This window comes from Lacticaseibacillus sp. YLM2-1 (genome assembly GCF_056583465.1).
Genome location: NZ_CM152617.1, coordinates 502358 through 527668 on the forward strand (window position 1 = coordinate 502358; position 25311 = coordinate 527668).

The 25311-nt window shown below is 46.8% G+C and carries 12 protein-coding genes; 10 read left to right on the forward strand and 2 right to left on the reverse strand.

From position 1 onward, the window contains the following. Positions 1-7: 7 nt before the first annotated feature. The 9 genes from AC07KQ_RS02405 (at position 8) to AC07KQ_RS02445 (ending at position 9492) form a co-directional block, all read left to right on the forward strand. On the forward strand, positions 8-1012 hold the full coding sequence (locus AC07KQ_RS02405; RefSeq protein ID WP_003573655.1) for a SpaA isopeptide-forming pilin-related protein: 1005 nt from the start codon (positions 8-10) through the stop codon (positions 1010-1012). A 73-nt stretch (positions 1013-1085) separates the two neighbouring features. Further along, on the forward strand, positions 1086-2162 hold the full coding sequence (locus AC07KQ_RS02410) for a class C sortase (RefSeq protein WP_013245443.1): 1077 nt from the start codon (positions 1086-1088) through the stop codon (positions 2160-2162). Positions 2163-2352: 190 nt separating this feature from the next. Next, entirely contained in the window at positions 2353-3087 is a 735-nt protein-coding gene (locus AC07KQ_RS02415; protein WP_480156587.1) for an ABC transporter ATP-binding protein, read from the forward strand. Continuing rightward, the gene (locus tag AC07KQ_RS02420) at positions 3080-4696 is read left to right on the forward strand and encodes a hypothetical protein (protein WP_013245445.1); all 1617 of its coding nucleotides are present in this window, start codon (positions 3080-3082) and stop codon (positions 4694-4696) included. Before AC07KQ_RS02415 ends, AC07KQ_RS02420 begins: the two co-directional genes overlap by 8 nt. Positions 4697-4992: 296 nt before the next feature. Next, positions 4993-5691: a response regulator transcription factor gene (locus tag AC07KQ_RS02425; protein WP_013245446.1), complete on the forward strand. Its 699-nt coding sequence runs from the start codon at positions 4993-4995 to the stop codon at positions 5689-5691. Next, on the forward strand, positions 5679-6794 hold the full coding sequence (locus AC07KQ_RS02430) for a HAMP domain-containing sensor histidine kinase (protein WP_013245447.1): 1116 nt from the start codon (positions 5679-5681) through the stop codon (positions 6792-6794). Before AC07KQ_RS02425 ends, AC07KQ_RS02430 begins: the two co-directional genes overlap by 13 nt. A 103-nt stretch (positions 6795-6897) precedes the next feature. Then, entirely contained in the window at positions 6898-7779 is an 882-nt protein-coding gene (locus AC07KQ_RS02435) for an ABC transporter ATP-binding protein (protein WP_013245448.1), read from the forward strand. Further along, on the forward strand, positions 7776-8924 hold the full coding sequence (locus AC07KQ_RS02440; protein ID WP_020751432.1) for an ABC transporter permease: 1149 nt from the start codon (positions 7776-7778) through the stop codon (positions 8922-8924). The genes AC07KQ_RS02435 and AC07KQ_RS02440 overlap by 4 nt, the downstream gene beginning before the upstream one ends. A gap of 28 nt (positions 8925-8952) precedes the next feature. Continuing rightward, complete coding sequence (locus tag AC07KQ_RS02445) at positions 8953-9492, forward strand: hypothetical protein (protein ID WP_041168891.1); 540 nt, start codon at positions 8953-8955, stop codon at positions 9490-9492. Positions 9493-9687: 195 nt separating this feature from the next. Here AC07KQ_RS02445 and AC07KQ_RS02450 read toward each other — a convergent pair whose 3' ends face one another. Together AC07KQ_RS02450 and AC07KQ_RS02455 are read right to left on the reverse strand one after the other, a co-directional pair. Next, on the reverse strand, positions 9688-16209 hold the full coding sequence (locus tag AC07KQ_RS02450; RefSeq protein WP_020751434.1) for a S8 family serine peptidase: 6522 nt from the start codon (positions 16207-16209) through the stop codon (positions 9688-9690). A 541-nt stretch (positions 16210-16750) separates the two neighbouring features. Then, a complete protein-coding gene (locus AC07KQ_RS02455; RefSeq protein WP_289420539.1) occupies positions 16751-22177 on the reverse strand; it encodes an Fn3-like domain-containing protein in 5427 nt (1808 codons plus the stop codon). Positions 22178-22682: 505 nt separating this feature from the next. Here AC07KQ_RS02455 and AC07KQ_RS02460 point away from each other — a divergent pair. Beyond that, positions 22683-25217 (forward strand): M1 family metallopeptidase, encoded by a 2535-nt coding sequence (locus tag AC07KQ_RS02460; protein WP_013245454.1) that lies wholly within the window; start codon positions 22683-22685, stop codon positions 25215-25217. Positions 25218-25311 lie beyond the last annotated feature (94 nt).

A 25311-nucleotide genomic window follows, 5' to 3' on the forward strand; every position in this document is an offset into this window, starting at 1 on the left:
GAAAAGAATGAAAAAGACAATTGCCAAGAAAGTGCTGACATTAACCAGCACGATCCTAATGACATTACTGATGGTTCTCGGGTTTAATGGCACTCGGGTTCAAGCGGATACGAATGATACGACAACACAAAACGTTGTCCTTACTAAATACGGGTTTGAAAAAGATGTTACTGCCATTGATCGTGCGACTGATCAAATTTGGACTGGCGATGGTGCTAAGCCTTTACAAGGCGTTGATTTCACCATTTACAACGTGACAGCCAATTATTGGGCATCGCCTAAGGATTATAAAGGCAGTTTTGATAGTGCTTCGGTTGCCGCAACCGGTACGACTAATGACGAGGGGCAACTAACCCAAGCATTGCCAACCCAATCAACAGATGCCAGCGGTAAGACTCGTGCTGCTGTCTATCTTTTCCATGAAACCAATCCGCGAGCTGGTTATAACACGTCTGCCGATTTCTGGTTAACCTTACCAGCCAAGGCAGCAGCCGACGGGAATGTCTATGTCTACCCAAAGAATGTTCAAAAGACCACCTATGAGCGCACTTTTGTTAAGAAAGATGCTGAGACTAAAGAAGTGCTTGAAGGAGCCGGCTTTAAGATTAGCAATAGTGATGGCAAGTTTTTGAAGTTGACAGATAAAGATGGTCAAAGCGTCAGCATCGGCGAAGGATTTATCGATGTATTGGCCAATAACTATCGATTGACGTGGGTTGCTGAAAGCGATGCTACTGTTTTCACGTCTGATAAGAGCGGTAAGTTTGGCTTAAATGGATTTGCTGATAACACCACAACTTACACGGCAGTTGAAACAAACGTGCCGGATGGTTATGATGCTGCTGCCAATACAGACTTTAAAGCTGATAATTCGTCTAGCGACATTCTAGATGCACCAAGCGGTATTCTGCCACATACTGGTGGCACTGGCACAGTCATTTTTGCGATTTTGGGCGTTGCCTTAATTGCATTTGGAGCAGTTGCCTATCGCAAGCGCCGCAATGGTTTCTAAAAAGTTAATAAGATAAATGAGTCAAGCAAGAGCGTCGATGGCGCTCTTGTTTTGATATGGCGAGGTAATCAGAGTGACAAAACGAACACGTCGACCTTTAGGCTTGATTGATATTGTGATTGGATGCCTTCTTTTAGCGGGTTTTGGTGTTTTATGCTATCCATTTGCAAGTGATGCTTACGTTTCTTACCAAAATCAGCAAGTCATCGACAGGTATCGACAACAAGAAGCGCGGAAGAATCAGATGGTGTTGCGGCGGGAATATAACGACTATCAGCAAAAAAATAAACAGTTGGCAGCAAGTCAGCAAGTGCCCGGCGTTGCCAGTTTTAATCATGCTGTTAATGATCAAGGAACCGCAAAAACAGCAGCCAAACGCAATCAACAAATCTTGACTCGTCAGACAGTTGCTCAGTTGACGATTCCCAAAATTGGCCTTAGTCTGCCGGTTTTTGATCATACAAGCGATTGGCTTCTACAATTTGGCGCCTGTTTATTGGATGGTACAAGTTATCCAACTGGTGGTAAAAATACCCATGCTGTCATTTCAGCGCATCGTGGTGTGCCAAACGCTGAACTTTTTACCCGAGTACCAGCGTTAAAAAAAGGCGACAAGTTTTTTATTAGCATAGGCAATCATAAATTGGCTTACCAAGTCTTTAAGCGTCAGGTTATTGAGCCAAGTGATACCCGGCAGCTAAGAATTGTGCCGGGACAGGATCTTGTGACCTTAATGACCTGCACGCCTTATATGATCAATTCTCATCGATTGTTGATAACGGGTCGCCGAATTCCTTACGTTAAGGCAGATGACGAGGCTTCAAGTTGGGCGGTTTGGTGGAACAAATTAAAGCTAATAGTCGCACTTTTAGGCGCGGTGGTCATTTTAGGCCTGATCGGTTTCGTAATGCGCGGTTTGATGCTTGGCCGAAAGCATTATTTGCTGGAAGTACCGGCTGAAGCCACACAAGTCGTGGTGAAACGAGGTCGACATATACATTCTTTTAAATCAGATCAAACTGGGGTGACTGACATCAGCCTGCCCGGTAATCATTATCGAGTCGCAATTGTCACGCCACTTGGCCGGACTAAGTACAAGGCTTATGTCAAAAAAATTCGGGATAAAAAATTCACACTTAAACGATCTTGAGCGTACCTGTGTCATTAGATGACTCAGCAACTAGTCTATTTTTGGTATGGTCGGCTTTGACAGTGAGAGCATTCGCTACAGCAACTTGTGAATGATTTGGTATACTAAAGAAAACTTTAGTGATGCCAGATAGCAGCATATGAACGAGATCGGGTTCTGATCTGGGGAACGCGTTAAGGGGGCGAATGCTATGAAACAACTTGAGATCGCGCATTTGGACAAAGCTTTTGATCAGCAAGTTTTGTTTAAAGATGCCAGTTTCATGTTTAATCAAGGTAAAATATATGGCTTGTTAGGCCGTAACGGCTCCGGAAAGTCGACTTTATTCAACATGATTGTCCGCAACTTGCTACATGATCACGGGACGATTGCCGTTGATGCCGATGATGGTCGTGGGTTAATTACTGACTACGCAGATACAAGTGTGGGGATGGTATACACGCAACCGCACTTACCGGCGTTTATGACGGGGCTTGAATTTGTTAACTACTTTATGAGCATTAACCGAACGCGTCTTGAACAAGCACATTCGTCTGTGCAGGCGACCGATTTTTTCGAAATGGCTGGGTTGAGTCAGGCTGATGCGAATAAGCTTTTACGCGACTATTCTGAGGGAATGCGGAACAGGTTGCAGATTGTGGTATCGCTCATGCTAAGACCGCCAGTATTGTTGTTAGATGAACCATTGACAACAGTTGACGTGGTGGCGGCCCATGAGATGCAACAGTTGATTGTGGCGATGAAGGCGGAATCTGTGGTCATCTTTTCAACCCACATTATGCAGTTAGCCCAAGCTATTTGTGACGCTGTGGTGCTGTTGCATAACCAACAGTTGATAGAGCTTTCAGGCTTGGACATCCATAGTCAGGCGTTTGAGGATGCCGTGATTGCTCGGCTAAGTGACGAGGTGCGGGCCGATGGTTGAAGCGTGGCGTTATTACTGGTTTCAAGCGCAAGTTGATGCAACGACTATGGTGAATGGCCTGATTTATTTTATCCGGCGGCTCCCAATATTAGGTAAAAAGATACCGACTAAGTTATATCGTATGGGTGCCGTAAAAAGTCTGATTGCGATTATCATGAGCTGCTTAATGTTCATGATGAAGCCACTGATCGCAGTGCTTTTACTAGCGATGGATTTCTTAGTAGCCAATGCCTACAACGATTTTATCCATCCGTTACCGACAACGTTCACATTTCGTGCGATGGTGGCAGTGACGATCTATACGCTGGGTGGCCTACTGTTTCGGGGACTGGTCTTTCGTTATATTCCAGTTGATTTAAAAGCAATTAAATTAGCCGACTATTTTGTGCTCGATCGGCTTGCGTTGGCTCGTGGGCTGACGCGCATACAGCAAGTGATTGGCATCGTCCTTGGACCATTCTTACCGTTTTTTGGACTAACGATGATCACCCAAAATTATTGGATTTTATTCGTTGGTTTGGGCGTATCCGTTTTTAGTTGGTTCTGGCGCGGGTTTATCCCACGCTTGACTTGGTCGAACCACCGGCTGGGGATGATCGTACAAATTCTGTATTGGTGCGGGTTAGTGGGCGTGCCAATCACGCTCGTGTTGACCGGCAAGCTTACACCATTCGTGACTGGGTTGTTTTCGCCAATAGGCTTGATCATTTGCTGGATTGGGGTTTTCGGGTTGTGGTGGTATCAGCGCCGCTTCTCGAAGGATATACCATTGTTGATGGCATCGATTCAACAATCTGTCATCACTTTGAACAAGGTGGCAGCAATACAGAAACAACAATTTTTGGCGACTGGTACCGCGATGCAGAAAAAATTGACCCTTGATACGACGGCTGCGGTCAAAGTGAACAAGCGACTTGGCAACAACTATCTCAACGCGTTGCTATTTGCACGCTACCGCAGTCAGTTATGGAAAAAATTGCGTACCCGTGTGTTATGGATTAGCGGCATTGGCATCAGCGGCTTGATTCTATTAAAATTATTCGCGATTCACTCCGTGGGGGATTTGACCCCAATTTACGGCGCCTTGTTCTTCGTGATGTATCTGGCCTCGCTGGGCGGCCCGATTGTTCAGCTACTATTCGTTAACTGTGATTCGGCGATGCTCTTTTACCCATTTTATCGACAACCTAAAGCCATTTTGAGCGGGTTCTTCTATCGATTTTGGCGGATCATTCAGTACAACGCCGTGACAGGAGCGTTGATCTATGGCTTGTTGCTTGCTCTTCAGTTGGTGGCACCAGTGCCGGATCACTTGAATTTCTATCTGGTTTTATTGTTAGAAGTTTGTGGCATGGTGTTGTTCTTTTCCTTTCATGATCTGTTTATCTACTATCTGATGCAGCCGTTTACGGAAGATATGGAAGTGGTGTCGCCGTTATATCGTATTTTATATTGGGCGATGTATTGGGTCGCGTGGGTGTTCACTCAGATCCATCTTTCCGGGTACACTTATGCACTGGCCATTGGGGTGGTCACGTGCATCTATGTGATGGTGGGCACCATCGTGATTTATCGCGTGGCGCCTAAAACATTCCGTATTCGCTACTAAACGTCTCCGGCAGATTGATGCGATCATCGATGTCAATCTGAGTTGATGTGACAAAGCTAAGCGGGTACTTTCAATGCCGATGAGTCGAGAAAAGTCGATTTATCGGTCTTTTTAGTGTGGCTTTTTGAATAGTTGGCACGGGCTACTTTTGATTAGCCTGACGCCGACAGCTGGTTGAACGTGTTGCAAGCGATTCCGCCAGCAGGTACAGTAGGCATAACAAAGAAAAATATTCTTTGAAAAGAAAGCTAATCAATTTTCATGAGAAAAGTTGTTGCCAGTGGGAGGCAAAGCGGATGTTAAGGGATGAAAGCCTGCGCGCGACAGTGCTTGCAGTAGACGATGATGTTGATATTTTAAGGATGTTGAAGCGTTATTTTTCTCTCCGCCTTCCGACGTTTCACTTAATCACAGCTGAATCAGGTGCGAGCGCATTACAACAGCTGACCAGCAATCCTGATTTGATTTTGCTTGATGTCAACCTGCCTGATACTGACGGGTTTTCGCTAACCGGGCGGATTCGGGCGATAACATCGGTACCCATTATTTTTCTGACCGCGCGGGTGACCGATGAGGATAAAGTCCGTGGACTCGGGGCAGGCGGCGATGATTATGTGACGAAACCGTTCAGTCTTGCTGAACTTGGTGCCCGCATTAAGGCACACTTTAGACGGGAAAGCCAACCGCAAAAACGTGCACGGATGGCGATTTTTGATCAGATTCTCATCGACTACCGCGCTAAACAAGTGTCAATTGACGATCAAGTTTTAAGCCTTGAAAAGAAGCAATATCAACTAGTTGAGCTGTTAAGCCTGAATCCGGGGCAAGTCTTTAGTCGTGAACAGCTTTATGAAAAAATATGGGGTTATGACGCTCTTGGAGATGATCGAGTCATTACGGAACATATCCGCCGCATTCGACTTCTTTTTGATCGGTATCAAGTAACCTCACCAATCGAAACCGTTTGGGGGGTGGGCTATAAATGGACAAGCTGAAGCGACGCCTAGCGCGGTTGCCAGTAAAAAAAGCTTTGCAGCATTTGATTCTGATCGGAACAATTGGCGCTGCATTGGCGGTGTTGGTGTATTTGCTAATTTGGCATGTGGTGATGATGCCAATTGCAACTGCCTTGGCCAAGCGCTGGTTCATTGGCGGGATGAGCTTATACTTTGGTGGGGCAATTATTGGTAGTTTTGCCATGCTATACGCAGTCATGAATGTCACAGCCAGACTTTTTTATCGTGTGAAATTGGGGCCGCCGTTGGATCAACTACAATATGGTGTTACTCATATTCAGGCGCAGGATCTGGACTTCACACTACAGCCGACATCTGATGATGAACTCGGTCAATTAGTAGCCGCGTTTGAGGAAATGCGCCAAGCATTACGCAAGGCGCTCGAAACCGCATGGCAATTGGCTGATGATCAAAAACAAGTCAATGCCGCGTTTGCTCATGATTTGCGGACGCCGCTAACTGTCTTGCAGGGAAATCTGGAATTGTTAACGCTCACTGAAGAAGGCCAGCCACCAGATCAACATTTACTAGACGAGATGCAGCGACAGCTTGATCGGATGAACAACTTTATCAAAACGATGAGTCATGTGACCTCTATTCAAAATATTCGGTTGAATCATCATGCAATCACAGAAGCACAGGTTGAACAACAGCTTCGTTCAGAAGTGGATAAATTACCAACAGCTAAGACGATTGACTGGCAAGTTGATAGCACACGGTCGACAGACAACAAGTTATCGGTTTCGCCAGACGCTATCCTTGAGGTGTTTGATAACCAGATCAATAATGCCCTCCGGTTCGCTAAGGCAAAGGTGGGGATTCATCTCACCTTCGATGACCAGCAAATCACCTTGCAGGTTTGCAACGATGGCCAGCCATTAACGGCAACTGAGCAACGCAAGGTCAAATTGCCTTATTTTTCAAATGATAAAGCAGCGCATCACCTTGGCGTGGGCATGTATATCTGCAATCAACTATGTGCAGCACATCGCGGTTATTTTAAAATTCAAAACCGTGAACATGCGGCGGGTGTCTGTACGACAGCGGTTTTCGGCTATTTTGACGGCAGCGCCAAAAGCTAATGTTACCAACGACGTCAGAAAAATGCTGAAAAAAAAGTATTGTTGTCAGAATCTTGTGAATTGCTTGTTAAGGTCTCCTTGTAAGCTAAAGGAGGCTTTTTTCATGGAAAAGATTAATATCGAAGGGCTCACCAAACGCTATCGCGGCAAGGCGGCGCCGGCGCTTGATCAAGTATCGCTGGAAATTGAGACGGGGATGTACGGGCTGTTAGGCAAAAATGGTGCCGGTAAATCGACCTTGATGAAAATCCTGACCACGCTGGAGCAGCCGACAGCAGGTGCGGTTGAAGTCTGCGGGATTCCGATCAAAGCGGCAAAAGCGGTTCGTCAGCAAATCGGCTATTTGCCGCAAAGATTTGGCTTTTACCCCAACATGCGAGTTGTCGATGCCATGACTTATCTTGCGGTATTAGCCAATGTCCCAGCACGGGAGCAATCTCAGCGGATTCAACACCTGCTCGAAGAGGTTCATTTAGCAGACAAGGCCCGCACTAAAATAAAAGCTTTGTCTGGCGGCATGTTGCAACGTTTGGGGATTGCCCAGGCGCTCGTCAATCGTCCAAAAGTTTTAATCGTCGATGAGCCAACTGCTGGTTTAGATCCAGAAGAACGTATTCGCTTCCGAAACTTGCTGACAGATTTTGCAAATGAGCGCATCGTTCTTCTATCAACGCATATCGTGTCAGACATTGAGGCAACGACCAATACGATCGGTATTCTTGATCAAGGTCGACTTTTATTCAATGGCACAACCGATCAACTCATGCTGGCGGCAAATGGCCACGTGTTTGAAAAAGAAGTGCCAGTAGCAAAGTTAAACGATTTTAAACGGTATCGTCGGATTACTGAGCAAGTGACGAATGGGGCAACGGTCAAATTGAGATTTTTGGCTACCAACCAGATCAAGACCGGTACCCAAGTCCTGCCGACGTTGGAAGAGGCGTATCTGTATTTGCAGATGAAACACGAGGAGGCCTTCTCATGAAACTATTTTGGATGGAGGTCAAACGGCAAACAACCAGCCTGACTTTTACGATTTATACCGTATTAGTGCTGGCGTTTGTACTGTTAAATATGTGGCCAATGCTTGCACGAAACGTGGCGGAGTTACCGACATCAACCATCGGCTACGACGATATCACAGCAACCGATTTCCAGACGCTCAAAACAAACGGCGTTGCCCAGTTACAATACGACTATCAGCACAATACTTACATCACGTATCCCTTGGGGTTTGCAAAAACGGTGACGCTACAAAAAGCCGATCAAGCCAGCGTTGGCAGTTTGCTGGCACAAGCCAACCAAGCAGAGACGCAAGCCACATTTGTGAAAGCACTGGGACAGGTGGACAGGCTAATTGGCGGACAATCGGCTTACAGTTCGCAGAACATTCAGGGATTTGCGTCACGACCGATGACAAAAGCTGAGGCACAGCAAGATCACAATCTGATTCTCAAAAAAGACCGGATCAGCGGCACCTTTGCACGACTTTTTGCCGATTATGCCGGCATTGTCATGGGAATTCTGCCCACTATTGTCGTCATCGCTTATTGTTACGCTGATCGGCGAAGTCGAGCATTGACAAGTCTGCAATCGAAAACAACCAGTACTTGGCGACTATTAGGCAGTCGATACTTAGCAAGTCTCGTGACACTGTTGATTCCGATTTTTTTGATGGGAATCGTCTTAACCATTCAAATCGCTCTGCATTATCAAGGTTATCAAATCGATTATCTGGCGTTCTTCAAAATGACGGGACTGTGGTTGTTGCCAACATTGATGGTTAGCAGCGCAGTGGGTTTCTTAAGTTATGCGCTTTTTGGCAATTTTCTTGGATTCGTAGTGCAAATTTGCTGGTGGCTGAGCACGATGATGATTGGTGCGCGGCAAGTTGCTGGTAATTATGGCTGGTTGCTGATACCGCGACATAATTCACTGCATAACGTTGCCTATTATGAGGCTCATCTATCAGAGCTGATGTTCAATCGAGTGAGCTATGCTGCGCTTGCCATTGGCTTTATTTGCTTAGCTGCGGTGCTGTTAAATCTTCAACGAGGAGGGAAATTTCATGCCATCAACTTTGAAACGATTGGTCGGTTTAGAAGTCAAAGCCAACGAGTGCAGCACTAGTTTGATTGTGCTTGGTTGCGGCCTGCTCGTGCCGGTTGTTTTTACGATGACGCCAAGCAATCTGGCGCAGGCGGCGATGCCAGGCGAGTTGTTCCTACCATTGCTGGCCATTTTTGCTTTTGGGAACCTATTTTCACCAGAACAAACGGCCGAGATTGGCGCCGTCATTAATAGCAAGCAAACGCAACTTTGGTGGCTTTATCTGCTGCGATTCATTTGGTATGCGATGGTACTGACGGTGCTTGCAACAGGGCTGATAAGCGTTTATGGTTCTTTAAATGCAGGGCTTGATCTGCTATTGCTTTGGATCGACTTTATGGTCAAGATTTTGTTGATTGGGAGTGTCACGGTTTTGAGTTACAGTTTATCGCGATCGCTCGCAGTCGCGTATCTCTTGCCAACCGCCTATTTTGCATTGTGTGTCGGGTATCGCCACTTAGGCGCGGTGAATGTCATGACGTTCATGCGCCATCGACCAATGGCTGACAACTGGATTCAACTGCTGCTGGCTGGCCTATTTTTAACGATCAGCTTTCTGAATTTGAAAAGTCGACCAGTTCGAGGGTGAGAGGAGAAAACCTTGCTGACAATGGTTTCATGATCGAGACTGATGGTGGTCGCTAGACGATAAGGCAGCAGTTGGTACTTGGGTGATAAACAGGCAAAGAGGTTCATGCCGGTTGCTGCTGGCATGAACCTCTTTGTTAATGCTTTTTGATTCAGTGATTTGTCATGATTCTGCGAACATGATGATTGGTTGCGATTAGTTCTTTTCGTGTTTCTTTTTGCTCGTCAGGCCGATGCTTAGCGCAAAGACCATACCAAGGAGGGCGATGCCTAGAGCTTGCAACCAATGACTGTTCTGCATCCCCATTGGCGGCAGGGTTTTTGCAGCTGGTTTAGTTGCATGGACTGATTTTTCAGGTGCTATTTCTTTTGACTCTTTTTGTTTGAGAGCCGACCTTTTTTGATCCAAAGGCGAGGTGATTTGCTCTCCTTTAGCAGTTTTTGTTTTAGGATCTTTTTGATCCGTTTGGCTGATGTTTTCCTCGTTTTCAGTCACTTTGGATTTCAGGTTTTTCTTGATGGCAGTCGGGTTAGCCTGGTCATCTTTGTCCGCCTTTTGGTCGGTTACTTTTTGATCAGCGGTCTTCCGGACGGGCTTGTCTTCGGTTGAAGGTGCAGTTGTTGCTGGTTCAGTTGTTTCAATTGAGGTAGTGGGTTCGTCAGATTGCGATGTTGTTTCGGTTGACGAATCCGTGGTGCTTGGGTGATTGCTTGCAACGTTTGAACTCCCTACCTCAGTTTTAGTCGGTTTGCTTTGCTCATCTGTTGTCGTTACAGTGCGGGCTTCTGCTGCATCGCCTTTTGTTTTGTCTGGTGCGATGGTCGCAAGCAAAACATTCTTGTCATTAGGTGTTGTTGTCATGGCTTTTTTCGGGGTGTCGACTTGGCTGTTTTGCTCACCTCCTGTTGCGAGTGTTTCTGTTTCACTGGTTGTGTCGTCACTTGACGAGGTTGCTGTTGGATTGGTTTTTGACTCAGCAACAGGATCTTTGCTAGTCTGCGAGTCACTGCCAGACGTTTCAACGACATCGGATGGATGGCTCTTGACGTTTTCAATTTTGCTGCTTTCTGTTGTAACTTCCAGCGCATTGTCATCATTTGGTGCGGTTGTCGTTGGATTGACTTCGGACTTAACGGCAGGATCTTTGTCAACTGCTGGGTCAATGACAGGCGACGGGGTGTCAGTGGACTTCTGATCTTTTCCGTTCTCGACTGCGGCGTTTTCCGTGACTGTTTCAGTGGATTTGCCAGTGTTTGGTGCGGTTGGCGTTGCGTCAATGTCCGATTCAACGGGATTATTTTTGTCTGCCTTCGAGTCTGCGGCAACGGTACTAGCTGCAACCTCTCGATCGTCTTTAACCTTATCGTCTTCCGCGGTTGTTTTACTGATGCTGTCTTCACTTGGCGTGGGTGCTGCTTCGGTAGGTTCCGGCTTAACGGTACGATCTTTGTCCGTAGCCGCGGTTGCGACTGGTTCAATCTCTGACTTATCGGCACTATCTTTGGTCGTTTTCGGGTCCGTGACAGCATTGACGTGATTGTCTTTTTCATCTTCAGCAGGCGTATTTTCCTTTGTCATCTCAGTGGCTGTGACTGTGGTGTTGCTTGGCGTGGTTGCCACTGGTTCAATCTCTGATTTAACGGTACCCTCCTTGTTAGTCGCTGGGTCAGTAACAACTGTTTCAACCGTATTGGTTTCATTACCTTTATCATTTTCGATATTGGAGTTTTCCGCGGTCGTCTCAATAGCTGGTGCCGGGTTATCGCTAGGTGCGGTGGCTGTTGGATCTGCCTCGGACTTAACGCCACTATTGTTGCCCATAGCCGGGGTAGCGACGCCCGTTTCAACGGAAGCTGTTTTATTGCCTTTATCATCTTCGACTTTGGTGTCTTTCGCGGCTGCTTCAACAGCCTTGGTGGCACCTTGCGAGCTTGCGGTTGGATTGACCTCTGATTGAACAGCTTTATCTTTGTCAGTCGTCGGGTCAGTGATAGCTGGCTTGGCGTTGTCGGATTTATGACCTTCCTTCTCTACCATTTCATCGGCTTCCACGGCTGTTGCAACAGCTTTGTCGTCACTTTGCAATCCTGAAGCCGGATCGACTTCTGGTTGAACAGCACTATCTTTGCTCGTTGCTAGGCTAGTGACAGTTGGTTCGCCGTCATCAGCTTGATTGCCTTTGTCATCATTGACTGCGGCTTCTTTTGTTACGGCCTCAACTACTTTACTGTCATTTGATGAGGTCGCTGTTGGATCAATTTCTGACTTAGTGGTGCTTTCTTTGTCCGTCGCCGGATCAGTGCTGGTTGGGGCGGTGGTTCCTTGTGTGTTGTCTTTGGTGTTTGTTACTTCAGTGGCTTCGGCGTCAGTATTAGCGTTCTTAACATGATTCGGCATCGGTGTGGCTGCATTAGCACTGCTATCAACTGGATTTTCATCAACGCCTGTTGTGACTGATGCTGTTGTGTTTGTTTCCGTGGCGCTGTTTCCGTCACTTTGAGCCTCCTTTGATGGGGCTATCTCGAGGTCACTTGTTTCAACCTTGTTGTCTTCAGGATTGAGCATCGTTGACTCGGGGCTTGGCGTCACTAGCGTTTCTTCAGTGGCTGGTGTTGTGACCGGTACTTCATCTGTATCACGCTTAGATTTTTGATCTTCTTGTTCAGAAATGATTTCTAGTTCATCCAAAGATTCTTCCTTGAGAAGTTTTGGCGTCTTAGTGACGTTGAATGTCTTCGTTACCGTGTTGCCAACTTGATCTACTGCCTGTAGGGTAATGATATTGAGGCCATCGTTTAACTGGTAGGCTTCGTCAAACGATGCTGCGCCATACGGGTTGTAGCCGTTTGTGAGTGGATTCGGCACGGTTGAAGATTGATGTGCATTGAAACCCGCCAGATTTTGCTGTGTGAAGATGTTGTTGCCGTTGCTGTACAAACGATAGCCGCCGATATTGTCAGTCACGCTACCCTTAATTGAAAAAGTGTCAGAATCCGTGGTGACAAGGTAGGTCCCATCATCGTCAATCTTCATTGAATCAGCATCTGAAAGCTCCAGGGTTGGTAAGGTTGTGTCTAGATAAAGCAACAGGAAGCCGCCATTGGTCTTCTCTTTACCGTCTTTATCGAGAGTTGTGAGGATATAGCCAATGTTCCGTTCCTCAGTTGGGTTGCATGGCATGGTCATACTGAAAGAACCATCCGCTGCAAAGGTCACTTCATTTTGGGGGTCATTTTGTCTTGGGGTGACAAAAATGCGTAACTTACTGTTTTTCGGATCAGCTACCTTGCCACGGAGCGTAAGGGTCTTAAGCTTGGCGTCATAGAAAGTGCTGGCGCTGTCAATGCCTACCAATGTTCGTTTGTTGTTGTTCAGGTCAAGGAATGCAATGCCGTTGATGAACTTTCCCTTTGTGGTGGTGATTGGCGCTGAATAGTCGGCACCAGAAATCATCTTGGTACGACTCATCACGGTGGCTTCGTCATCAAATGGTTCGGTTTTAGTCTTTTCGTTAGAGTACGCAGGGTATCCTTTGTAATTGAAGATGGCGAACTCAGCAATACTAGGTGATTGAATGAAATTACCAAACCCATCTCGAGCTAATGCCTTGATACTAAGGCGGACATAAGGTTGCCCAGTTGCATCAACCTTGAAAGTGACAATGCCGGTCGTTTTATCAAGACTTCCTAAATACGCTCGTCCGCTTCTACTGTCAGTCGCGGTGACAATAAAATCTTGTCCCGCGGGCACCATCGCCTGAACCGTATAGATGCTGTCTTTGGTTGCCGCTTGGTAGAGCCCATCTGGTCGGATGATGTTGTCGGTGCCGATTGGAAGCGACCAGCGTACTTGCGGCAAAATGAGCGGCGCATCAACATCCTTATTTTCACCATTGACTGCCTGAATGGTTGCTTCGCCACTATTACCTGCGAGATCTGTGATGGTCAGCATGAGCTTGCCATCTCCTTTTTTCAGAAGGACAAGCTGTTCATCGTTTAGCTGATAATTTACCGTTCCTGAGGTTGATTGATTGTCATGATTCAAAGGGATCCCATAGGTCGCGGAACCGATGGTGAGTTTGGCTTGACTATACATGGTGAAACCGACGCCTTGGTCGCTATAGTCAGCCGTTAACTTGCCGTCTGAGTAAGCCAAATTAGATAAGGTTGGTTTAATCGTATCGACAGCTACTGGTAAGTTCATGGTTTGTACGCTATTTTCGCCTGGTGTATAGGTCGTGCCGATCAGACGATAGGTGTAGATGCCATCTTTTGCAGGTGCCATTTTGCCGATGGTTTGATCATAGACCTGACCATCCCACTTGAGCTTACCAGGATTTAGAAACATCGAGATTGATTTGGCAAGATCAGTGTTGGTAGTGCTGCCGGTCTCAAGGAAAGACTTGGTGGTGTCAGTTTCTTGATCAATGACCCGCATCACTTTGTCATCTTGATCTAAAATCTGTGCAATCACTTGCTTAAGATTTTGCTTGGTGAAGACATAGGGCGTGATAGTGTCAGAAATACCATCGCCGTTTGGTGAAAAAGCGACTTTGTTGTTCTGAATTTTGGCCCCAATCGTTTGCCAAGTGAAACCATTCGTCGGGTTATTCACTAGTTCACTCAGCGATGTTGGATCGGTAATGCCTAATGGATTGTGATCGTTATCAACAAGGTAGCCACCTTTAAAAATACTGCCTTCTTCGTTTGCAGGTTTGTCGAAGACGGCCTCATCGTTGGTGGAACCATAATAACCCATGTAAGGAACCGAAACGGATTGACGGTCATCGGCTGCTTTGAATTTGATAAAACCTTCTACCACTTGATTTAATTTAACCGTGTCATCAAGTGAAAGGGTAAAGGTGATTCTTTTGGATTCACCCGCGTTGAGTGTGAAAGTTGGCGTAGCAGTTGTGAGGGTGGCACCAGGCAATACGCGATCATGAACCGTTTTGTTGTTGGCGGTGTCAATCACTTCGGTAGCAGGTTGGCCAAGATCAAGCGTGTACGTTTGCTGATCGGTACCGCGATTTTCCAACGTAATGACGAATGATTTGCTACCGGTGAATTGTTGTAATGAAACAGAACCGGCATCATCGGTGCCTTCTGCACTGACCGTCAAATTTGCAGCTTTCGCAACATCGATTTGGCCTGCACCTTGACGTCGAGGAGAAATGATTTGTCCAGGGTAATTGAGATCGAATATTGGGTTAGCGGCATTCATCAAGGCAAGTTTCACTGCCTTCACGAGTTGCGCACCGGTTAAGTTTGTACTGCGTTTCAGATTTTGCATCACCAGTAGGCTGGCGCCGGTAACATACGCATTTGCTTGCGAAGTACCGCTCACTTTTGCAAGTCCATCATTCAGTAAGGTCGAAGCAACTTTTTCACCAGGTGCTGTGATGTCGGGCTTTAATTTGTAAGATGCCGTTGGTCCCCATGAAGAAGCAGATATCATGGCGGCCTTAGCATCAAGCACATCGTCTCCGGCAGCAACCGCCATAGCTGATGGCGTTGCGCTAGGTGTCGTCAAAGTTGAAGCATTGGCAGGCTGATAACTGGTTGTGATCCCATTTGAAGCGGACTTGTCGTAAATACCACCGGCGTGACCATTATTGCCGGTAGCTACTGTCACAAAAACACCATGATCGGTTGCAAATTTAATGGCTGCCTGTCCTTCAGCGGTAGGATCATCAATATCAACGCCCATTCCAAATGAAATATTAATGGCATTCGCACCTAAGTCCACTGCATCATAGATGGCCCGCGCGGCATTATTGAGTGAATCAGCACTGGATTTCCCTAGTATTTTCATACTGAGAAGTTGGGCTTCCGGTGCAATTCCAGTCACGTATTTCTTTGAATCGCTAGGTTGACCATTGGCAGCGATGATACCAGCGAGATGTTGACCGTGATTACTCGTGTCAAATTTTAGATTTTCGTTGACGTTATTGGTGTAATCGTAAAAGAATGGGATCTTTTCATTGACATATTCGCCATAGCCATGACTTGCAGTGAATGCTTTGATTTGGTCCTCTGAAAGTGCAGCCGTTTTGCCATCGCTGAGTCGGAAGTCTTGATGCGGCTCAACACCTTGATCAATGACGGCTGCCACCATGCCTTGTCCCTTAATATTTTGATCCCAGAGCGGTTGAACATTGCCTTTAGTTAGACTGGCTTTGTTTTCTGGATTGGATGTTGGGGCCGGTTTAGCAATTGGAGCTGGTTTTGCAGGTGCTGCGGGTGCCTTTTTTACGGGCTGGCTAACTGTTTTTTGAGCAGTTTTGGTGTCGGTTGTTTTCGGGGAAGAGGTCGTGACCGCTGACGGTTGAGTAGGTTGTTTTGCCTTAGCCGATGCTTCTGCTTTAGCCTGTGAGACTACTGGTGCTGGTGTAGCAGGCTTTGCTGTGGCTGTCGGCGTTGCACTTACAGTTGCTGTTGCTGGGGCGTCGGCTGAAAGCGTTTCTTGTCCAGTGGTCGTGGATGCTGGCTTGCTGGCAGATGAGTCAGCAGCTGTAGCGGTCGGTGCTGCCTGTTTTGATTCTGTTTGCGTTGTCGGTGGTGGGGTAGTGGCATCAGCAGAAACACCTTGAGCAGGTTGCATCATCAGAAAACCTGCCGCGCTAAAAGCCACGATGGCACTGTAGACCCAATGTCGGCCCGACTTATACATTTTGTAGCGGCGTTTTTCCTGTGAAAACGGCTTGAATCTGTTCATTTTTATTTCCTCCAATGGTATTTAATGAAATCAAGAGTAACCTGTGCTATCAGCGGTACGTGTGTCATTAAGTGATCCAGTGAATCCTTGTTTGTAATTTAACCCGTTATAAAACTAATGTCAATCATAAGGTGGACAAAATTAACCCAGTTTAACGTTTTATTTAGTTATTACTGTAGACGCTAAATAAATAAACAATTATAAAAATATATAAATGGTGGTTTCGTGAAGCAAACAAATTTAGAAAGTTGTTTAAATACATAAAATAAGCGAATCAGACTAAATTATTTTCATGATATAGATGCATTCCATATGCGTGTATCAACGAACAGACGCGTGTCTTATTGCTGAAGTGACTATCCCTTTGAATGCTGCTAATCACACAGAATACGAATCGTCTTTCAGTCAAAAATCGGGTTAAATACCATGTTCGTAGCTATGAAAAAATGCTAAGTACTGTTGCCAGCAAATAGCATTTTCCCTTAGAGGTTGTTAAAGGAATGCCGAGCACAATAGTTTTTTGTGGATAGCTTTACCTTGTTTAAGGATTGACATTGTTTTTCTCGCGTTTCTTTTTATCAGTGACAATTACTCCCAACATTGTCATCAGGCTGCTGATGATGACCCCCAGAATTTGCATGCCATTACGATGCGAATCTGCCATTTGCGGTAGCTTGGAGCTGGTACCGGTTTTAACGGCCTTTCTGGAACTGATGGCAGGGGTTTTGAACGCGTTGATTTTGGCGGTTTGGTCGTTGTCGGTGGCCGGGTTTGGTACTGGGATCTTTGGAGCGTTCTTGTTGTCGTTAGCGAGTGCTTCCAAGGAATCCACTTGCTCAGTTTTGACACCAGGTTGCGCACTGACCTCCTTTTCAGTCTTTTTGTTGTCTTTAGATGCTCTCTTATCTTTTGATTCAGTGGTCAGTTCTGTAATTATCGGTTTAGTGCCTTCTTTACTAGGCATCTTTTTCTTCCCATCTTCTGCTAAAGCGGAAGCGAAGGCAGCTTCAATGTCGATCTTCTCGTCTGCGGTTGCCGTCAGAGCGGTATCACTGACGTTGGCTTTGTCGCTTGAGTCTGTGTCAACTGGTGAATCATGATCTTCATGAACGGCTGCTTGTGAAGAAGTCTCAGGTTTAGTAGCTTTTTCTTCGTTGATATTGCTACTATCTTGAGGTGCTTTGTCATCGTTAACGACCATTGCCACGGGAGTATTTTTGATCTCGGTATCAGCCACTGCCACAGACGGATCATCTTTAGGGGCGGTATCGTCATCAAAAGAGACATCACCTTGAGAATCTTCGATATCGTCAACAACTGGGTTGACATCATTGCCGTCCTCAGTTGCTGCATCATCATTGGCGACCGCTGCATCTTTAAGATCTTTGGCTTCGTTAGGAGTTTCCTCCGAAGAAATATCGCCTGTAGCATCTTTGCCATCGTTTGACGTCAAGTTGTCATTAGACGTTTTGGCTTCGCTAAGAACTGTTTCAAAAGAAGTATCTTGGTCACCCTCTGAAGTCGCCTCATCCTTGGGCTCCTTGGCTTCACTGAGGATTGCCTCTGAAGAGCTGTCAGTTTCAGCATCTTTATCTCCGTCTGGGAAACTATTTTCGTCAGCTTCTTTGGCTTCGCTAAGGACTGCTTCTGAAGAAGTGGTTTCTTCACTGTTGTTGCCGCCATCCGAGCCCAAGTCGTCCTTAGTCTTTTCAACTGAATCGTCGTCAATGACAGGTTCTACAGAAGCATCCTCTGCAGCATCTTTGATTTCACGATCTTCACTTTGAGGATCCCGCATATCATCAGAAGCCATTTCAGCACCGGCATCAGTTTCGCTGTCACCGTCATTAGTCGGTTCCATACTTGAACTTTCAGGGCTGTCTGTCACAGTTTGATTTTCCTCGACAGATTCAGTTGGATCTGGTTCCTCCTTAACAGCAACTTTCTTGATCTTGAATACTTTGACGGTGCGGTTGCCGACTTGATCGACGGCTTCCAACCTGACAATGCTCGTACCAACGGGCAAAATATATCCGCGCTTAAACGGCACCGGGTCATATGGGTTCGTTCTGTTTGCGCCTGCCTCAGCTGTTGCCGCCGGTTGATGGATGTTGAAACCAGCACGAGCATGCTGGGTGAGGACATTGCTGCCGTTACTGTAAAGCCGATAGCCATCAACGTTATCGTCAATGGTGCCTTCAAGGGTAAAAATATCGGCACTGGTTTCGGCGGTGTAGACCCCGTTTGCGTCAGCGGTCATGCCATCTGTGTCACTCACGGTCAATGTTGGTGGTGTTGTATCTAAAATGATTTGAAGGAAGCCGTCAGTGGTCACTTTCTGACCAGTTGCGTTAATGGTCGTTAAGGCATAACCGACGTTCTTTTCTTCAGTTGATTTGAAAGGAACCATGACGTCAAACGAACCATCTGCTGCGAGAATTGCCCGATTTTGCGGGTCACTCAGATTCGGCGTGGCAAAAATCTGCAAGTCGGTATGCGAAGGATCTTTAATTTTTCCTCTGATGTGAAGCAGTTGATGCTCGGCATCATAGCAATGACTGGCTTTGTCGACACCTACTAAAGTCAAGCTGTTGTCGTTCAGATCGGTAAACATCAAACCGCTTGTTGGCATGGCGCTTAGCAAGTTGTCCGAGAATTTCCGCCCCGGCAATGGTTCGGCACTGCTTAATCGCGTTGCAGCGTTTTTGGCCGTTGCTTCGTCATCAAAGCTTTCAGTTTTGGTGTTGTCATTGCTATAAGCGCCAGCGTCAGGATCGTGGAAAACCAACAGCGAAGGAATAGCCGGTGATTTGATGAAGGTTCCGAATTGTGGCTCATAAAGCGCATAAACGTCTAGGTTGGCATAGAAGTTGGGGTTTTCAACATCGAAAGTAGCGATGCCGGTGGTTTGGTCGCTTCTTTCAACATAGACATTGCCGGTGACACTATCCTTTAAAACGACAAGATAATCACCATCTTTAGGCACCATCACTTGAACCGTGTACTTGTCATCTTTGGTTCTGATTTCATAATTGCCATCCATTCTGAGTCCGTTACCATGAGCAATCGGAATCGACCAGCGAACTTGTGGCGTCGGCGTGGTGTCCACTTCTGGCAGATACTCGCCGGCAACTGCTTGAATCGTCTGACGGCTGCTGTTGCCGGCCAAATCGGTGATAGTCAGCGTCAGTTTGCCATCGCCTGCTTCCAGCGCGTCAAGTTGATCGTCGCTTAGCTGATAGGTCACGGTACCGGTGTTTTTAGTTCCATCATTGCCAAGAGGGACTTCATAGGTTCGCAATCCGATGGCCAATACTGCGGCGCTATATTGGGTGAAGCCGACATCTTGATCTTCGTAATTGAAGGTGATGTCGCCATTGTCATAAGTGAAGTCCGTGATCGTCGGTTTGACGGTATCAATCGCAACCGGGAGATTAATACCTTGCCGATTTCTTATCCCAGCAGTATAGGTGGTGCCAACAAACTGGTAAACATAGCGGCCATCTTCGGCAGTCACCAGCTTGCCTGTTGCTCGATCATAAACTTTACCGTCCCATTTGAAACCATCAGGATGGCGCCGCATACTATCAGACAAGGTCAAATCCGTATTATAGTTAGTATCTTGCACGTAATGTGACTTAGCGGTGTCATTTTCAAGATCAATGACCCGGACAAGATGACCGTCTGTGTCTAGAATTTGGGCTGCGACCTGTTGAAGATTTTGTTTAACAAAAATGCGCGGGATGACGGCATCTGAAACCCCATCGTTATTGGGAGAAAATGCCACTTTATTGTCTTTTGCAGAGGCGGCAACGGTTTCCCAATTAACGTGATAACTACCGCTGTTAACAATGTCGCTTAAGGTGAGCGGATCGGCAATGCCCAGTGGGTAATTATTTTCATCAAGCAAATAGCTGCCTGTAAAAGTACTTCGACCTTCATTAGCAGCATTATCAAAGACGACTTCTGCATTGGTTGAGCCATAAAAACCCATGTAAGGCATGGAAATGGATTGACTGTCGTCCGTAGCTTTGAAGGAGATGAAGCCTTCAATGACTTGATGCAGCCGGACAGTTTGATCTAGGGTCAACGTGAAGGCCACGGTTTGTGACGCGCCTGCTTTCAAAGTGAAAGTTGGCGTTGCAGTTGTTAGCGTCGCACCTGGCAAGGCAACAGCATAAATGCCATTAGTGTGGGCGGTGTCAAAGGTTTGCGTGAGGGGATGGCCGGGCACAACCGTATAAGTTTGATCGGTTGTGCCGTGGTTGGTCAACGTGATAGTAAACGTTGGTGCTGCCTCGAATTGTTGCAAGGAAACGGAACCGGTTTGATCAGTACCTTCTGCCGTCACCGTTAAACCGCTGGCTTTGGCGACATCAATTTGACCAGCCCCTTGACGTCGTGGTGAGACAAAGTTGCCCGGATAATCATGATCCATCATAGGGGTAGCAGCATTCATGAGCGCTAATTTGACAGCTTTGACGAGTTCAACACCAGTTAGCTTAGTTGTTTGCTTGAGATGCTGCATAACGAGTAAGCCAGCACCTGCTGCATAAGCACTGGCAGCCGCGGTGCCACTTTTGGTCGCTAGCGTGTTGTTTTTGCCAATCGAGACGGATTTTTCACCAGGTGTCGTGAGATCTGGTTTCAGTTTATAGTCAGTAGTGGGTCCCCAAGACGAGTTATACGCCATGGCGGATTTAGTACCCAGCGCTGAATTTTCCGAAGCAACTGTGAGGGCACTAAGGCCGCCACCTGTCAGCGAAAGCGTGCTATCATTTGTCGTGATATAACCAGCCGTGGTGCCGCCGGGGACGGAGGTGCCGTGAATCGCCATGGCATTACCGTTGTTACTTGTAGTTTTGATGACAAGGACGCCATGATCGGTAGCAAATTGAATCGCCGCTTGATCTTCAGCAGTGGGATCTTCAACATCGACAGTCTTGACCAGCGATAGATAAATCACATCTGCACCTAGCGCGACCGCGTCATACACCGCACGGGCAACGTTATTTGTGGTCAGTGATCTTGCTTGGCCCAAAACCTTCATGCTTAGGATCTGTGCTTCCGGCGCGACCCCGAGGATATAGCGGCCATCTGGTCTTTCTTGTCCATTCCCGGCGATAATGCCGGCTACTTGTTCACCTTGAATATGATTATCTAAATGCAGATTAGTATTGCTATTGGTGGTGTAGTCATAGAAAAAAGGCAGCTTGTCATTGAGATAGGTACCATAGCCGTGACTAGCAGCAAAGTCGGCAATGGTTTCTTTTGAAATCTTGGCCGTCGTGTTGTCGCTTAGTCGCAACATATCATGCGGTTCAACGGCGCTATCAATGACGGCGGCAACCATGCCTTGTCCTTTAATATTTTCATCCCAAAGCGGTTGCACATTCCCTTTGGTTAAAACGGCCTGATTAATCGGTGGTTTGGCTGGCGCAGGTGTTGGCTTTGTTTGGACCGCAGATCGCGGAGCAACGGTTGGCGCCATGACTGGTGACGCTGGTGTTTCAACAGACACAGTAACTTTAACTTTATCGGTTGCAACAGGTGCAGTTTTTGGCGTAGGGGTTGGTGTTGCTGATACGATCGATGCGGCATGGCTGTCAGACGCTGCCTTCGAATGGTCAGCCGGTTTTGCTGAAGGCGCTTCGACTTGATTGGCCGCTGATGTTGGCTGAGTTTCAATTGCGAGGACCGCTGGCTTGTCAACGCTGGGCTGGGGGTTATCAGTGGGAGTCGGTGATGCGGTAACGGGCTGTTTGTCTTTGAGTTCGGTATGCGGTTTGGCAAGCGTCGTCGCGCTGGCAGTCGGTGATGCTTCGTCAGCAAAAACGGTTTGCGTTGGCTGAAACATCAGAATACCAGCTCCGCCTAAAACAGCAATGGCACTATAAACCCAATGCCGTCCCGCCTTATACATCTTATAGCGACGTTTTTCCTGTGAAAAGGGATTCAGTTTATACACGTTATTTCCTCCGGTAGTCATTAAAACAAAATCTTGAAAAGTGAGTTGTAGCAGCTCTAGAGAAGCGAGTGTCTTGCTCATTTTCTCTCATGTCTGTAATTTATCCTGAGATAAAACTAATGTCAACCATTAGAAAAATAAAATAAATTGGTTTTAGTATGTTAGCTAGTTGTTAAAACAAACAATTCGCATTATATTAATTGACTTTTAATCGACAATTGAATTTCTAAATAACTGAGGATCTTAAAGGTTATTTAGCAGCATTTAAAAATTGAATTATCGTTAATATCTGCGGACACGATCAGTTGAGAAACGGCCTGACACGCAAGTTCAATAACCGTATTTTCACGCATGTAATTTTTTTAAGTCGCTGAGCCGATTTTTGGCGAAAAGAAATAAGTCTGTCGATTTCAACCAACACCGTGAGCTTTTCGATACTTGGCAACCCCGTAACCATCTGGCTTGGCGTATAATGAGCGTAATCTTACAATTCGAGGAGGAAATTATGACTGAAGCAACGCATTTTTATCAGGCATTTCAACCGGCACATTATGAGCTTTACTTGGCTATTAACCGGGCAAACAAAACAATTACCGGGAAAACAACGATTACTGGTGAGGCGAAGCAAACCGCGATCGCCCTTCATCAAAAGTATCTGAAGGTGAGTGCCCTTCAGGCCGATGGTCAGGATGTGCCGTTTACGATTGATGATCCTGCAGAAGCGATTCGCATCAATTTGCCCCAATCCGGAAAGGTGACGCTGACGATTGACTACACGGCACCATTGACGGATACCATGATGGGGATCTATCCGTCTTATTACGAAGTTGATGGAGTCAAAAAGCAGATTATTGGGACACAATTTGAGACAACCGCTGCCCGTCAGGCTTTTCCAAGCGTTGATGAACCTGAGGCCAAGGCGACATTTGATTTGGCTATCAAATTCGACGAACAGCCGGGTGAGACGATCATCAGCAATATGCCGGAAATTCGCGAAGAAAATGGTGTGCATTACTTTGACACCACCGTGCGGATGTCGACTTATCTGATCGCGTTTGCTTTTGGCGATCTGCAAAATAAACAAACCACGACTAAGAGCGGTGTGAAGATTGGCGTTTTTGCTACCAAGGCCCACAAACCAAACGAGTTAGACTTTGCTTTGGACATTGCCAAGCGGTCGATTGAATTCTATGAAGACTTCTATCAAACCCCATACCCATTGCCGCATTCTTGGCAGTTGGCACTACCGGACTTTTCGGCTGGCGCGATGGAAAACTGGGGATTGGTCACCTATCGTGAAGCGTTGCTGACGATTGATCCGGACAATACCTCCCTCGAAACCAAGCAACGCGTGGCAACGGTGATTGCGCACGAATTAGCCCATCAATGGTTTGGCGATTTGGTAACCATGAAGTGGTGGGATGATTTGTGGTTGAATGAAAGTTTCGCCAACATGATGGAATATGTCGCAGTGGATGCCTTGCAGCCTGATTGGCATATTTGGGAAGCTTTCCAAACCCTTGAAGCACCAATGGCCTTGCAACGTGATGCAACAGATGGCGTGCAATCGGTTCACGTGCAGGTGGAAGATCCCGCCGAAATCGATTCCTTGTTTGACAGCGCCATTGTTTATGCAAAAGGTGCGCGGATGCTTGTCATGGTGCGAGCACTGATTGGCGACGATGCGCTTCGGGCTGGCTTAAAAGCTTACTTTGAAGCTCACAAGTTTGGCAACGCAGCCGGTGCTGATTTATGGACGGCATTAGGTAAGGCGTCGCATCTGGACGTTGGCAAAATTATGCAGTCATGGTTGGAGCAACCGGGCTATCCAGTTGTCACTGCAGCTGTGGTGGACGGCAAGCTGACCTTGTCGCAACAGCAATTCTTCATTGGTGCTGGCAAAGATGTCGGCCGCCAGTGGCAGATCCCGCTGAATAGCAACTATGCTGTGGCACCCCAAATCTTTGCCGAGAAAAAGGTTACGCTTGGCGACTATGCGCAATTACGCAAGGAAAATGGCAAACCATTCCGCGTCAATGTTGGCAACAACTCGCATTTCATTGTTCAGTACGATGAACAATTGATGACCGATATTCTAGCCAGTGTGGATCAGCTGAATGCGATTGACCAGCGGCAGATTATCCAAGACCTGCGGCTGCTAGCTGAGGGTCGTAAGAATTCATACGGCAATATTGTGCCATTGCTGCCGCGGTTTGCTGCGAGCCACAGCGCGATTGTCATGGATGCTTTGTTCCGCGTAGTTGGCGACTTGAAGAAGTTTGTAGCCCCTGATTCAGACGCTGAAAAGCAGTTACAGGCATTCTTTGACAAGCTCAGTGCTGGTCAGCTTGATCGCCTTGGATGGACGCCGAAAGCTGATGAAAGCATTGATGATCAGTTGACCCGTCCATACATCCTGAGCATGGCGTTATATGCTAAGAATCCAGACGCGATTGCGCAAGGACATGAGTTGTTTACAGCTAATCAAGCACAATTGGTTGCTTTGCCAGCTGACATCCGGATGTTCGTTTTGGAAAATGAAGTGAAGCATTTTGGCAATGCAGACTTATTTGATCAGCTGCTGAAAGCCTACACGCAAACGACAGATTCCAGTTATAAAGCTGATATTCTAGCTGCGTTGACCAGTACAACTGATCCAACGCAAATTGCCAAATTGGTTGATAAGTTTGAGGATGCCGACACGATTAAGCCACAGGATCTGCGTTCATGGTTCCGCGGGGTTCTGAATAACCATGCTGGCGAGCAAGCTGCTTGGGATTGGCTCCGTAATGAGTGGCAGTGGCTTGAAAAAACCGTTGGCGGGGATATGGAATTCACGACCTACATCACTGTGATCGCCGGCGTTTTCCGCACACCGGAACGATTGACGGAGTTCAAGGCCTTCTTTGAACCAAAGCTGCAAACACCGGGTCTGACGCGGGAGATCACTATGGACACCAGTGTGATTGCCAGTCGCGTCAGCCTGATTCATGCTGAGCAACAGGCTGTGCAAGCTGCTGTGGCAGAAGCTGTTAAGTAAAAATTTTTAATTCAATATCTAAAAACCGTCACTTTGAAAATAGGTGGCGGTTTTTCTATGCGATACGTTGGAAACAGCATTTACAGTCATCAAA

Excerpts from the sequence above, each read along its gene's own strand:
- AC07KQ_RS02405 (WP_003573655.1), top strand. The coding sequence starts at position 8 with ATGAAAAAGACAATTGCCAAGAAAGTGCTGACATTAACCAGCACGATC.
- AC07KQ_RS02415 (WP_480156587.1), top strand. The coding sequence starts at position 2,353 with ATGAAACAACTTGAGATCGCGCATTTGGACAAAGCTTTTGATCAGCAA.
- AC07KQ_RS02420 (WP_013245445.1), top strand. The coding sequence starts at position 3,080 with ATGGTTGAAGCGTGGCGTTATTACTGGTTTCAAGCGCAAGTTGATGCA.
- AC07KQ_RS02425 (WP_013245446.1), top strand. The coding sequence starts at position 4,993 with ATGTTAAGGGATGAAAGCCTGCGCGCGACAGTGCTTGCAGTAGACGAT.
- AC07KQ_RS02430 (WP_013245447.1), top strand. The coding sequence starts at position 5,679 with ATGGACAAGCTGAAGCGACGCCTAGCGCGGTTGCCAGTAAAAAAAGCT.
- AC07KQ_RS02435 (WP_013245448.1), top strand. The coding sequence starts at position 6,898 with ATGGAAAAGATTAATATCGAAGGGCTCACCAAACGCTATCGCGGCAAG.
- AC07KQ_RS02440 (WP_020751432.1), top strand. The coding sequence starts at position 7,776 with ATGAAACTATTTTGGATGGAGGTCAAACGGCAAACAACCAGCCTGACT.
- AC07KQ_RS02450 (WP_020751434.1), bottom strand. The coding sequence starts at position 16,209 with ATGAACAGATTCAAGCCGTTTTCACAGGAAAAACGCCGCTACAAAATG.
- AC07KQ_RS02460 (WP_013245454.1), top strand. The coding sequence starts at position 22,683 with ATGACTGAAGCAACGCATTTTTATCAGGCATTTCAACCGGCACATTAT.